Annotated in this window: 11 protein-coding genes; 5 read left to right on the plus strand and 6 right to left on the minus strand. The window is 46.2% G+C overall.

Annotated elements, in window-relative coordinates; genetic code table 11:
* The first annotated feature begins 32 nt into the window (after window positions 1-32).
* Window positions 33-218 carry a hypothetical protein gene (locus ACHKAR_RS13990; protein ID WP_159582305.1) on the plus strand — a complete coding sequence of 62 codons (186 nt, stop codon included), beginning with the start codon at window positions 33-35 and terminating at the stop codon, window positions 216-218.
* Between the two features lie 64 nt (window positions 219-282).
* Here ACHKAR_RS13990 and ACHKAR_RS13995 read toward each other — a convergent pair whose 3' ends face one another.
* Complete coding sequence (locus ACHKAR_RS13995) at window positions 283-999, minus strand: hypothetical protein (RefSeq protein ID WP_159582306.1); 717 nt, start codon at window positions 997-999, stop codon at window positions 283-285.
* Window positions 1000-1264: 265 nt separating this feature from the next.
* Between ACHKAR_RS13995 and dnaK the strand changes: the two genes are divergently transcribed.
* On the plus strand, window positions 1265-3193 hold the full coding sequence (gene dnaK / locus ACHKAR_RS14000) for a molecular chaperone DnaK (RefSeq protein WP_395417946.1): 1929 nt from the start codon (window positions 1265-1267) through the stop codon (window positions 3191-3193).
* A gap of 654 nt (window positions 3194-3847) precedes the next feature.
* Here the strand turns inward: dnaK and ACHKAR_RS14005 are convergent.
* Entirely contained in the window at window positions 3848-4618 is a 771-nt protein-coding gene (locus ACHKAR_RS14005) for a DUF2971 domain-containing protein (protein ID WP_395417947.1), read from the minus strand.
* A gap of 215 nt (window positions 4619-4833) precedes the next feature.
* Here ACHKAR_RS14005 and ACHKAR_RS14010 point away from each other — a divergent pair, with 215 nt between their 5' ends.
* Window positions 4834-7482 carry a TonB-dependent receptor gene (locus tag ACHKAR_RS14010; RefSeq protein WP_159582308.1) on the plus strand — a complete coding sequence of 883 codons (2649 nt, stop codon included), beginning with the start codon at window positions 4834-4836 and terminating at the stop codon, window positions 7480-7482.
* A 77-nt stretch (window positions 7483-7559) separates the two neighbouring features.
* Here ACHKAR_RS14010 and ACHKAR_RS14015 read toward each other — a convergent pair whose 3' ends face one another.
* From ACHKAR_RS14015 to ACHKAR_RS14025, 3 genes are all read right to left on the minus strand, one after another.
* A complete protein-coding gene (locus ACHKAR_RS14015; RefSeq protein ID WP_159582309.1) occupies window positions 7560-8435 on the minus strand; it encodes an alpha/beta hydrolase in 876 nt (291 codons plus the stop codon).
* 90 nt (window positions 8436-8525) lie between these two features.
* Window positions 8526-9983 carry a flotillin family protein gene (locus tag ACHKAR_RS14020; protein ID WP_395417950.1) on the minus strand — a complete coding sequence of 486 codons (1458 nt, stop codon included), beginning with the start codon at window positions 9981-9983 and terminating at the stop codon, window positions 8526-8528.
* Between the two features lie 4 nt (window positions 9984-9987).
* Window positions 9988-10572, minus strand: coding sequence for an NfeD family protein (locus ACHKAR_RS14025; protein ID WP_159582311.1), 585 nt, complete (start codon window positions 10570-10572; stop codon window positions 9988-9990).
* A gap of 125 nt (window positions 10573-10697) precedes the next feature.
* Here ACHKAR_RS14025 and ACHKAR_RS14030 point away from each other — a divergent pair, with 125 nt between their 5' ends.
* Entirely contained in the window at window positions 10698-11339 is a 642-nt protein-coding gene (locus ACHKAR_RS14030; protein ID WP_395417952.1) for an outer membrane beta-barrel protein, read from the plus strand.
* Window positions 11340-11430: 91 nt separating this feature from the next.
* On the plus strand, window positions 11431-12738 hold the full coding sequence (locus ACHKAR_RS14035; RefSeq protein WP_159582313.1) for a pyridoxal phosphate-dependent aminotransferase: 1308 nt from the start codon (window positions 11431-11433) through the stop codon (window positions 12736-12738).
* Between the two features lie 11 nt (window positions 12739-12749).
* Here the strand turns inward: ACHKAR_RS14035 and purU are convergent, their stop codons facing one another.
* Window positions 12750-13613 carry a formyltetrahydrofolate deformylase gene (gene purU, locus ACHKAR_RS14040; RefSeq protein WP_395417953.1) on the minus strand — a complete coding sequence of 288 codons (864 nt, stop codon included), beginning with the start codon at window positions 13611-13613 and terminating at the stop codon, window positions 12750-12752.
* Window positions 13614-13648 lie beyond the last annotated feature (35 nt).

Consider the following 13648-nt stretch of genomic DNA (forward strand, 5'->3'; position numbering starts at 1 on the left):
CCTTTTTAAGGAATTGATCTTATTTTAGCGCCATGAAAAAGCCCTACAGGTATGCGCTGTACTTTGGTATTGGCGTGCTCATCTATTTTGCCATGGATGGAGAGAACAATCCCGAATCTCTGGAGGAGGTACACAAAATGGCCCCGGCGCTGATCATTGGTGTGGTGGTGCTGCTGTTTCTGGTGCGCTATATCATTAGTAAGAAGGAAAAAGATTAATGCAGACATAAAAAAACCTGCCGAGTACATACTCAGCAGGTTTTTTTATGTCTTTTAGCAGGTGTTAGCCAAGTGCAGCCACTTTAAGGTCCTGAGTCTTGGAGTGTCCGCAGTAGGTACATTTGTAATGCTTCACAATCAGACCCTCTTCGCTGGCACTGGCTTCTTTCACCACTTCTTCCCTCAGGTCTCTCATGGTTCGGTAATTACACTTCTCACATACCAGCGCATGAAAGAGCATGTCGTATTTCTCCACGACTTTTTCCCCGGTTTTTTCATCTACCCAGATGTCGTAATCCGCAATGTGATTGTCTTCCTCTTCAATCATCGCAGGAGTCATATACTCATCTTCTTCTTCTTCGTTTAGCAATCTCATGGGATTGCCGGCCTTGGACTTCATTGGCTTAAATCGAATCTTATCGAGGCGCTTTTCCAGTACGAATGGGTAGTAATACTTTACAATGGCCCAAAAAGCATAGCCAAATGCCACACCGATGATAATGGAGAAAAATCCGGCCCCGAAAATGTGATAAATCGCTGCTTTTCCGATCCAGTTGATGATGGCATAAAAGGCAAAAAAGACTAAACCAAAGGCCACAAAGCGAGTGGCAATATCAAAATAGACGGTTTCTTTAGCCGAAGCGAAAATAAATTTTTTGGTTCTTTTGCCGGCAGTTGCCAGCATGAAGAAATAGGTAATGGTGATCAATACGGCGATGGCAAAAAAAGCAAAACCAATCGTAGGGAAATTGGACAGCCATTCAGGAATTTTATTTTTCATGATCGTTTAGTTAAGACGCTAGGAAGTGTTTTTATGATTTAGTGCATTAAGTTAAAAAAAAGCGCTCTGGAATCATGCGAATTTTATGATAAATAAGTTTAAAAGCCAGTTACCTGCACAAATGTGTCCGGTTAGAGCGTCAGTTTACCGGGGTAGTTCTGACAATCTGTCATAAATCGGCTGTCATTTTCTTGTTGGCACAACCATTGATAAAAGGATAGAGAACGAAAAAAGAATTTTCAAGACTTTAAATAAATAGTTAACAATGGGAAAAATTATCGGCATAGACTTAGGTACTACCAACTCATGCGTGGCGGTAATGGAGGGTAACGAGCCTGTAGTGATTCAGAACAGTGAAGGGCGCAGGACCACACCATCTATCGTGGCATTTTTGGATAATGGTAACGGAGAAAGAAAAGTTGGAGACCCTGCAAAACGTCAGGCCATCACCAATCCTCAGAACACCATTAGCTCAGTGAAGAGATTCATGGGTAAGAAGTATTCTGAGGTGACAGAAGAAAGAAAGAATGTTTCATATGGCCTGGAGGCTGGCACTAATGATACCGTGCGGGTAAAGATCGGCGATAGAAATTACACTCCTCAGGAGCTTTCGGCTATGATCCTTCAGAAAATGAAGTCAACGGCAGAAGACTTTCTGGGACAGGAAGTGACAGAGGCGGTCATTACCGTGCCTGCTTACTTCAACGACGCTGAGCGTCAGGCTACGAAAGAAGCCGGACAGATTGCAGGCCTGGAAGTGAAAAGGATCATCAATGAGCCTACAGCGGCGGCATTGGCTTATGGTCTGGATAAGAAAAATGCGGACATGAAAATCGCGGTGTATGACCTTGGTGGTGGTACATTCGATATTTCTATCCTTGAGCTGGGTGATGGTGTGTTTGAAGTAAAATCTACCAATGGTGATGTTCACCTGGGTGGTGATGACTTTGACGGGGTAATTATCAACTGGCTGGCTGAAGAATTCAAGAAGGACGAAGGTTTGGATCTTAGAAAAGACCCGATGGCCCTTCAGCGATTGAAAGAAGCAGCTGAAAAAGCGAAAATAGAATTGTCGAGTTCGTCTTCTACGGAGATCAACCTGCCATACATCATGCCGGTAGACGGTGTGCCAAAGCACCTGGTAAGAACACTTTCCAGAAGCAAGTTTGAGCAGTTGAGCGAGGATTTGGTGAGAAGATCTATGGAGCCTTGCAAGAAGGCCCTGGCAGATTCAGGTCTTTCTGCTTCTGAGATCGATGAGGTGATTTTGGTTGGAGGTTCTACACGTATCCCCAGAATTCAGGAAGAAGTAGAGAAGTTTTTCGGAAGAAAGCCTTCTAAAGGAGTGAACCCTGACGAAGTAGTGGCCATAGGTGCTGCGATTCAGGGTGGTGTATTGACCGGAGAGGTGAAGGACGTTCTGCTTTTGGATGTGACGCCACTTTCTTTGGGAATTGAAACCATGGGCGGTGTGATGACCAAACTGATCGAGTCCAACACCACCATTCCTTCAAAGAAATCTGAGACATTCTCTACAGCAGCTGACAATCAGCCTTCTGTGGAAATCCACGTGCTCCAGGGAGAGCGACCAATGGCGAAGGACAACAGAACCATCGGTAGATTCCACCTGGATGGTATACCACCAGCACCAAGAGGAGTGCCTCAGATCGAAGTGACTTTTGACATAGATGCCAACGGTATCCTGCAAGTGTCTGCTAAGGACAAAGGCACTAACAAAGAGCAGAAAATCAGGATTGAGGCTTCTTCCGGCTTGACCGACGAGGAAATCGAGAAAATGAAGCAGGAAGCTCAGGCCAACGCAGAGTCTGATAAGGCTGAGAAGGAGAAAGTAGAGAAAGTGAACCAGGCCGATTCGTTGATTTTCCAAACAGAGAGTCAGCTGAAGGAGTACGGCGAGAAGCTTTCTGAGGGCAACAAAACTGCCATTGAAGGAGCCTTGGCCAAGTTGAAAGAAGCGCATGCTTCCAGAGACATAGCTGCCATAGACGCTGGCATGGAAGCACTGAATGCCGCATGGCAGGCAGCTTCTCAGGAGATCTATGCGGCACAGCAGGCCGCAGGTGGAGCAGAAGCAGCGCAAGGTGCTGATCCGACTGGCGGAGCAGATGCCGGCAATGCTGACTCTGATGTGTCAGATGTAGAGTTTGAAGAGGTAGACGAAGAGAAGAAGTAGTCCTTACGGACCCACTTCAGGCCTTCCATTTAGGGGAAACCCGGGCCCGTGCTGGCCAAGCGTCAGTAGTGTTCTTGTAGTCACCCTACAGAGATAGATTGAAAACCCTGATCTTGTTAAAAGGCCAGGGTTTTTTTGTGGATTGTTATGGAAATAGGGAATACTTTGTAGTTATAATTTTGTAAAACCAAATTAATGAATTTGAAAGAAGATGAAAGTAGAAAGGTAAGACCGTAATGGAGGGCGGGGCATCCAAGGCAAGTGTGAATCATTTTGACTCCAATAAAATTCAAAAAAAAGGCTCAAATACGATGAGTTAAAATGATTTTTTGCGTTGGTGCCTTTTCTTTTGCTTCGTTTTCTTTGGGCAAGCAAAGAAAATGAAGGGTAAGTAGCCAATCAATTGGATTGAAGCATATTAAGGTATCAGATAGCAACCTCACCATCCATCTTTAATGCAATCACTGGAACTCAGTGTGATCTTTTTTTTCGTCAACGGTTATAAGGTAGAAGTGGATGAGCCACATTGCCCAATACTCTCTTTCGGTAGGCAGCTTATCTATTTACCAGTATGAATAACAAGTCCAATAAAGTGAGTATTGTCGCTAGGGCTGCTTGATTGGATTTCGGTGTTGACGGTTGAGCTGGTAGACACTAGATATTTATTGATTCTAACTCAAAGGACCGCTTTGATTTAAGCATTCTTTTGAATTTTACATGTTCGTATCCAATTCTTTCAAAGTTTAGCTTCTTCAGTTGAGTGTTCGATTCATATTGACAACCAAAATATACTTCTGAGACAGCTGAGGTTGAAAATGGCATTAATCCCTCCGAATCCATTTCATCTGCTTTTTCGGGAGTTGTCAAAAGTCGAATCTCTTCTTCATAATCCCACTGAATGGACTTAGTTGAAAACAAATGTTGAATTGCAGCCAGTTCGTCTTTACACATGTCTGATTTATCGAATTCCTGTGTGTAGTTTACTTTGAGAGCTATGATGCCCCTTATTTTCATTAGTTCTGAGACATTGAATCCGATGCACGCTCCAGTGTGCTTGTTGGCGTAGTGTGACCACATTAATATTTGTTTATTTGTAAGACTGAAACAACTGAACCGATATTTATTCAGGATTATCTCAAAGAGAGCATTGATGTCAGTATTACTATGATTGTAGTATTTACTTTGGACATGTGGTATTAAGTCTTTAAGGGGCATATTTGGCTCTTCTCCCTCTAACACCAAAATTCCCTTTTCTATGTGGGAAGTTAAGAAAGACTCAGTGACATTGAACGATATCAGTTCAGGATAGCAATCAAATGGATCATTGAATCTTTTTGCAATTGAAAACTTTAGGTTCTTATTATTTAGAATTAGATCAAGGTCTTCAGCCGATACGTACTTGTAAATGGTGGTTTTTTTAGTCACAACTTGGTCAAAATGGTGGGTATGAAGTTAGATAAATCCGTGCTAAGTCACTTAGGATATTTCTATCATACTTTTCGGATCAAACTACCACTTCAAACACTTTCATAACCTTTGCCAAATAGGTCATGTTCCCTTTAAATGACTGAGATGCCTAAAAGGAAAAGTCTTCGATATTTGTTATTTTACTCATACTCTAAACATTAAGTATGAAGATTATGAGAAAAATTCTACTATTAACCCTTGCAGTAATTTCCTACACCTCGTGGGCTCAGGTCAACATATCGGGCAAAGTAACCGATGACTCTGGGCAGGAGGTAGTGGGAGCGACCGTTCTGGAGAAGGGCACCTCAAATGGTGTCATTACCGACTATGAAGGCAAATTCTCCCTTCAGGTGAGCAGCTCAAATGCCGTGCTTACTTTTTCCTTTGTGGGATTTAAGTCCCAGGAAGTGGCAGTAGCCGGACAAACTAACCTCTCCGTGACCATGCGCGAAGGCCTGGAGCTGGGTGCCGTGACGGTGGTAGGTTCCAGAAATGAAAACCGGACGGAGCTCAGCACCCCGGTGCCAGTAGATGTCATTGATCTGGCAGAAATCCCTTCGCGAAATGGACAGATCGAGATCAACCAGATTTTGCAATATGCGGCACCTTCCTTCAACTCCTCCAAGCAGTCGGGGTCTGATGGTGCTGACCACATAGATCCGGCCACACTCAGAGGCCTCGGTCCTGACCAGACGCTGGTGCTTATCAATGGAAAAAGAAGACATCAGTCTTCATTGATCAATGTGTTTGGAACCAGAGGGCGTGGTAACACCGGGACTGACCTGAACGCCATCCCTGTAGCCTCTATCAAAAGAATAGAAATCCTGAGAGATGGAGCCTCCGCCCAGTACGGGTCTGATGCCATCGCAGGTGTGATCAACATTGTGCTGAAAGATAACACAGGAGATATTAGCGGCAACGTGACTTATGGTGCTTATAGCACAGCGGCAAAGGGAACCTTTGATCCGGGGACGGCCAATGCGGACGGCAAAAACAGACTCTATGATGACGATAGAAGCTTCGATGGCAATACGGTACGGGCTTCTCTTAATTACGGTCTGGACATTGGTGATGATGGTGGGTTTGTGAACTTCACTACCGAATTTGTCAATAAAGAAAAAGTACTCCGACCCGGGGCTTCTTTTCGTCAGGGCTATGGTGAAGCAGGCATTCAGGGGTTCAACTTCATGGTGAATGCTTCGGTGCCAGTAGGCGATAAGACAGAATTTTACGCGTTTGGTGGTCGAAATTTTAGAAACACAGATGCCTACGCCTTTTCACGAGATGCCGAATCTGGTCGTAATGTGTCTTCTATCTATCCTAATGGGTTCACCCCCAGGATCACCTCCATCATTTCTGATGCATCGGTATCCACTGGCTTCAAGCAGATTTTGCCGAATGGCTGGAAAATGGATGTGAACAACAGTTTCGGTAAAAACGATTTTCATTATTACATCAAAAACACTGTGAACGCTTCGCTGGAAGAGGCTTCTCCCACAGACTTTGATGCCGGTGGACACAGCCTGGCAATGAATGTGACCTCTGCCACCCTGACCAAATACTACGATGGGTTTTTGTCAGGTACCAACCTGGCCTTCGGGATGGAATACAGAACGGAGACTTTTGGTATTTTCAGTGGTGAAGAGGGCTCTTATGCTACTTACGATACGTTGGGACTGGCCATTACCGGCCCTGATCAGCAAGCTCCTGAGTATAACGACGAGCCACGTCCGGGTGGATCACAGGGTTTTCCCGGGTATAGCCCGGCAAACGAAGTGCTGAGAAGCAGATCCAATCTGGCCTTGTATGTGGATACCGAATTTAATATAACAGAGCAGTTTCTCTTGGGAGCAGCAGTTCGCTATGAGAACTACTCAGATTTTGGTGAGACGTTTAACTACAAGCTGGCTTCCAGACTTGAACTGACCGATAATCTGGCGCTGAGAGGTTCCCTTTCATCAGGATTCAGAGCACCATCATTGGCGCAGATTTATTATAACCTTCGATTTACCAACTTTATTGGTGGTGAGGCTCTGGAGGTTCTTTTGGCGCCCAATAACAGCCCCGTGACTCGTGGGTTTGGCATAGAGCAACTGAAGCAGGAAACAGCCAAGAATGCGAGCCTAGGAGTGACACTGGGAGCTGGTAATTTCACCGCTACTGTGGATGGGTATTACATCACCGTGAAGGACAGGATAGTACTGACCGACTACTTTGATGCCTCTTCTTTGAACATCAACGTGGTGGATGCTCAGTTCTTCGCCAATGGGCTGGATACTAAAACCACTGGTGTGGATATGGTATTGAACTATCGGGCGCAATTGGGTGCCAACCGACTCAATGTGGCACTGACCGGAAACATCAATGATATCTCTATTGAAAAAATCAATAATGGCAACCTGGATGCGGATGTGTTTTTTGGGCCAAGGGAACAGTACTTCTTGAAGGCTTCTGCCCCACCGTCCAAGTTTGGTCTGAACATCGGCTACTTCACCGACCGGTTTGACGTATCTCTGGCGTTCACCCGCTTCAGCGAAATCACAGTGCTCGACTGGCAGATTTATGAGGATGATGCCGACTATGGTGGGTATCAAAACAAGCTCAATGCCTCCAAAGATGTGTATGAGGCAGGAGTGGTTACTGACCTGAGTGTTAGTTTCCAGGTGACAGATGGGCTGACCTTATCTCTCGGAGGAAATAACATTTTCAATGTCTATCCATCACAGCAGGATGACTGGACCGATTCGGGAGGGTACTGGGATTCTGTGCAAATGGGTGTAGGCGGTGCTTACTTCTTCGGTCGCATAGGGTTTACTTTTTAAGACTTAATCAAAATGAGAAAAAGCCCGGTGAAGATTCTTCACCGGGCTTTTTTAGTGCTTCTACCCCTTGATTTGGGTCAATCCAAATGCTGTAACCACTCGATCAGCCGGTCTGTCCAGCTCGCCAGGTGTCCCCGACCAATAGCCAGGCCAAACCCATGTCCGCCGGCAGGGTACAAGTGCATCTCTGTGGGTACGTCTGCTTTTCTCAGGGCTTCGTAAAATCGCAAGCTGTTTTCCACAGGTACTACCTGATCATCCATCATATGAAGAATGAAAGTTGGTGGGGTATTGACTTGTACCTGCAGTTCGTTGGAGTATAATCTCACCAGCTCTTCTGTTGGGGTTTCACCGATCAGATTTTTTCTGGATCCCATATGAGTGATCTCAGTATCCATGGAAATAACAGGATAGATCAGTGCCATAAAATCGGGGCGAGATTCGTCATCAAAGTGGGTGCCGAGGGTGGAGGCCAGGTGGCCCCCTGCCGAGAATCCGATCACCCCAACTTTGTCGGGATCGATGTTCCATTTGTCGGCATTGGCTCTTACCAACTTCATGGCTTGCTGTGCATCCATGAGTGCAGACTGATGAGGTACAATGTTACTTTGAGATTTGGGCAGGCGGTATTTCAGTACAATCCCTGCAATGCCCTGACCATTCAGGAGCTTGGCTATATCCGTTCCTTCCTTATCATAAGCCAATATGGAATACCCCCCTCCCGGGCAGATCACTACGGCCTGGCCTGTGGCTTGACTTTTACCAGGGAGGTATACCTCGATGGTGGGATTTTGCACATAGGCTATTCGCACTGCGTCAGTGGTGTCGCGGGATTCCACTTCTTTGGTTTTCTGCTGGTTGGGCACCTGATCTTTCCAAAGGGGGAGCAGGTAGTTTTGCCCGTGGGCGAGGTGGATGGAAGAAAGCACAATGAAAGTAAAAAGTAGTCTCATGGGATTTTGTATAAATCAACTCAAATATTGATTAGTTAGCCGGAATGGCCAACAATGCAACCAATAAAAAAGGGGCAAGCGCCCCTTAATTTATTTTGCTGTATCGTTTTTTGGAGGATCATTGGCCTCCTTTGGCTTTTTGGGTTCGTTTTTCTTTTTCACCTCGCTGGCCAGCTTTTGAATCTCTTCGGTAGACTTCCCTTTCAGATAATCCGGGAGCTCCATACCGGCCATGCCAAACATCTCCTGAAGTGGTGGTACAGACTTATACAAACCGGAAATAAAGTTGGCCGTAGAGGATTTTTCGTTCTCCCCATTGCCACTGTCCCAGACGGTGATCTTATCAATTTTGATATTTTTGATGGCTTCAGTTTGCAGTTTTACCAATTCATTCAGTTTATCGGCAATAATCAGCAGCACCGCATCACGTGAGTTATTGCCAGCGGCACTTACTATTTGTTTGAACCCTTCGGCCTGCTTGGTCAATACTTCATAAATACCTTTGGCTTCAGCCTCTTTCATAAACAGGATGGCGTCTGCTTCCCCTCTGGCTTTTCTTCTGATCATTTCAGCCTCCGCTTCAGCAGCTATTTCCACTTTTTCTTTGTCAATCTGTGCGGGTATCACCACATCAGCTGTTTGGGTGGCTTTATCTCTTCTCGCTCTGGCATTTTCAGCCTCCTGCTCTGCGGCATAGGCTTCTTCCAGTGCTTTGGCAGATTGTACTTTCTCCGCCGCGATGGCAATTTTCTGTGCTTCGGCCTCTTTTTCTCGTCTGGCAGCGTCCGATTGTGCGATTGTGATCTTGGCGGTATTTTCCCCTTCCACGGCCATGGCATCGGCTGAAGCTACTTTTACCCGCTGCTCCTGATGAGCATTGGCCTCACCAATAGATCCGTCTCTTACCTTCTCAGCTACACTTTTTCGGGCATCGTTGATGGCTTTGGCTGCAGCCTCTTTTCCCAGTGCTTCTATGTATCCAGACTCATCTTTGATGTCTGTCACGTTCACGTTGATCAGCTTCAGACCAATCTTTTTAAGCTCAGCTTCCACATTGGAGGCCACATTGGCAAGGAACTTATCTCTGTTGCTATTGATCTCTTCAATGTCCATGGTCGCAACCACCAGGCGCAGTTGTCCGAAAATAATGTCTTTGGCCAGGTCATGAATACTCTGCTGTGACTGACCCAGCAGGCGCTCTGCGGCATTGTTCATGACACCTTCCTCAGTAGAGATACCCACGGTAAACCGTGATGGCACATCCACGCGGATGTTTTGGCGAGAGAGGGCATTCGTCAGCATCACTTCAATAGAAATGGGTGTCAGGTCCAGAAATTCATAATCCTGAATGATGGGCCAGATAAAGGCGGCACCCCCATGGATACACTTGGCCGACCGGCCCTGGTCATCGGCGCCTTTGCCGACTTTTCCATAGACTACCAATATTCTGTCTGAGGGACAGCGCTTATAGCGTTGAAAGAGACCAATGAGTAGTACAAATACGAATACGACTACTGCGGCGATGATAAATAAGAAGGTACTCGACATTGAATTATTTAGATTTAGTAACGATTAATGTGTCATTGCTGGTGATGTCTGTGACGGTCACCACGGCGCCTGTTGGCAAATCCTGATCATCATCGGTGATGGCGTCAAGCTCCCGCAGAGATCCCTGCACTTTGATGCTCACCTTCCCGATATTGCTTCGGCCTGATAGGATGGGCAGATAAACTTCTCCGATTCCCCCGATCGCATTCTTAGCGGACATATTGCCAGAGTCTGTCAGCTTGCTGAAATAATAAAAAATTGCTGCCATAATCACCATCATCAGGATACCGGCCCCAATGGAAATGACCACTGAGAGTCCTCCTGACAGCCCTGAATCCAGACAAGCGATGCCTGTCCATGAGAAAAGCGTAAAAAACCCTACAAAATTTTTGATGGTAAAAAACTGGAAGCCAGCACCATCATCGGTTTCTACGTCAAAGTCTGCCGACCCGTCTGTATCCATATCGCCACCCACAAAAGTCATGATCATCTGGAGCAGGAAAATCAGGGAGAAAGGGATGGCAAAGCCCCAGTAAATTTGTTGGAGGGTGGTGAGGGAGTTCCACCAATCTGAAAAATTGAAATCCATGGGTGAGTTATTTTGACCTTAAAATATCACTTTTTTCTTTTCCATGTACGTGCTTTGCCTTTTTCTCTTAGAAAATTAACCGTTATTTTGACTACTTGTGTGATATTCTCTCAGAGTGATCCTTTATGAGTAAAAAAATATTGCTTACCGGCTTTTTCGCACTGGTATTCTTAAGTGCACTTTATGGGCAAACTCATTGGCTGGGTTTGGGGCCATCGGTGCCGTTGGCAGACTTTGGAGAGGCAGACGTAGAGCACCCGACCAGCGGGATGGCCGCCACGGGAATGGCCCTTGGGTATGAATTTATAGGCCCGACAGATAGTGTGGGACTGGCGATTTTTTTCAATGCCTCCTTTATTTGGAATCCCTTCGACGAATCTTCCGAAGCCCAAATAGAATCCTCGATGAGGAGCCCACCGGAGAACTTAAAGTATTCACACTACTTTGGACTGCCCATGGCCGCCGGGGTTAATTTTTCTCCTCGAAATACTTGGCAGGTGTCAGCGGGGGGAGTAATCAGCTTTTTTAAACCTTCTGCCATGGTGATGGGGCGGGATGTGTACAAAATAAAAGGAACCACAGGTTTTGGGTTGACCCTGGGCGCTTCCTTGCACATCGGTTCGCGCGTGGCACTCAAAGCCCGGTATTATTGGCTGACTAACCATCGGTTGAAAAATGGATATTACCGATACTATAATTCACCGGAAAACAAGGTGCAGAACGTCAACGAGCTTACTGCCATGCTGGCCTTTAGGCTAGGAGATTAATTCCGTTCCTTAACAAAACGAAACAATATTCTTTTGTCGATTTTCAAAAGACCTACACTTTCTCCTACCTTCGTAGCTTCATTTTCAGCGTATGCGACAGAAACTACTTAGGGAAGGGGCCAACGAGCTTTCTTACGAAATTCGTGGGATTGTGAAGAAGGCAGAGCAGCTTGAGCAGCTTGGGTATTCTATACTATGGGAGAACATTGGAGATCCTATTCAGAAAAATCACAAGCTGCCGGCATGGATGAAGGAGATCATAGCAGGATTGCTCTATGAAGACAATACCTATGGGTATAGCCACTCCAAAGGCGTGCTGTCTACGCGCGAGTTTCTGGCAGATTTAAATAATAAGCGTGGAGGTGCTCAGATCCTGCCACAGGACATTACCTTTTTCAACGGACTGGGGGATGCCATTCAGAAAATCTATCAGTACCTCTTGCCCACCTCACGGGTGATTGGTCCCTCACCGGCGTATTCTACCCACAGTTCTGCGGAGGCGGGGCATGCCAACCATCATCCGATCACCTACAAGCTGGATCCGGATAATAGCTGGTACCCTGACATGGATGACCTGTACAATAAGGTGAAGTACAACCCGAGCATCGTGGGGATACTCATCATCAACCCGGATAATCCAACCGGCATGGTTTACCCCAAGGAAATATTGGAAAAGATGGTGGCCATCGCCAGGGAGTTTGATCTCTTCCTGATCTGCGATGAGATCTATATGAATATTGTCTACAATGGCGCAAAAACCTGCACGCTTGCCGAGGTGATAGGGGATGTACCTGCCATTTCGTTGAAAGGAATTTCTAAGGAGTTCCCCTGGCCAGGCGCCAGATGTGGCTGGGCCGAATATTACAACCGTACCAACGATCCGGAGTTTACCAGACTATGTGAGACCATAGACAATGCCAAGATGATCGAGGTGAGCTCGACCAAGCTGCCACAGCTTTCCATTCCCAGGATCATGAAGGATCCTCGTTATCCGGAGTTCATCAAAGAAACGAGGGATAAGATCGGCAGGCGAAGTGCCTATTTGAATGAGGTATTTAGTGATGTGCCCTATGTGAAATTCAATCAGACCAACGGGGCTTTTTACAACACCATGATTTTTGAGCCGGGTGTGCTGAATGACAAACAGACCCTGAAGATCACTGATCCAAAGGTGGAAGCGTTGCTGGAATCCTGGATGAAGGCCAATCACATGACGCTGGACAAGCGGTTTGTGTATTATCTGCTGGCTGCCAAAAATGTGTGTATCGTCCCGATCTCCTCGTTTTCATCAGACCTGCTGGGCTTCCGGCTTACGCTGCTTGAGGAGGATGAAAGCATCATCGAGAAGACCTTCAAGCTGATCAAAGAAGGCGTGATGGAGTACTGTCAGTCGGTTTAATTATTTATTCGTTAATCAAAAATCACTGTTCGATTATTGTGCACCAGGGCCTTGCGTTGCAGGTGTGTCCAGATGGCCCTTGAGAGTACGATCTTTTCCAGGTCTTTTCCTTTTCTGATGAGGTCCTCCACGGAGTTTTTGTGGGAGATTTTCACTACATCTTGCTCCAATATGGGGCCGGCATCCAGGTCAGCAGTAACATAGTGACTGGTGGCACCTATCAGTTTCACTCCCCGCTCATGCGCCCGGTGGTATGGCTTGGCGCCAGCAAATGCCGGGAGAAAAGAATGGTGAATGTTGATGATTTTATTGGGATAGGCATTGATGAACTCATCGCTGAGTATCTGCATGTACCGCGCCAAGATCAAAAAGTCAATGTTGAGCTCCGAGAGCAGTGACCGCTGGGCCTGCTCCATTTCCTGCTTGTTGTCTTTGTTGATTTCAAAGTGATAAAACGGGATGTCATATCGCTCAGCGATGGTCTGATGTACGGTATGGTTGGAAATGATGGCCGGAATCTCAATCTCCCACTCACCTGAGTAGTGTCGCGACAGGATATCGTAGAGGCAGTGGGAAGATTTGGAGACAAACACCGCCATTCTGGGCTTTTTGTCTGTAAAATGTAGCTGCCAGTTCATGTCGTATTGGCTGGCTATTTTATCCTGAAAGGTGCCATGAATATCCTCTTTGGGGATGGTAAATCCGTCGAGTTCCCATTCTGCCCGCATGAAGAATACTCCTTCTGTTTTTTCCACATGCTCATCCAGGTCGATGATGTTGCCATTGTGCTCAAACAGGAAATTGGTAATGGTACTGATCAGGCCTTTGCGGTCCGTACAGTGGATCAGTAGTATGGCATGGTTTTTTAAGCCCATAGTTATTCGGTTTGTATCAAAAGTGGGGCTGACTT

This window comes from Marinoscillum luteum (genome assembly GCF_044005705.1).
GTDB lineage: Bacteria > Bacteroidota > Bacteroidia > Cytophagales > Cyclobacteriaceae > Marinoscillum > Marinoscillum luteum.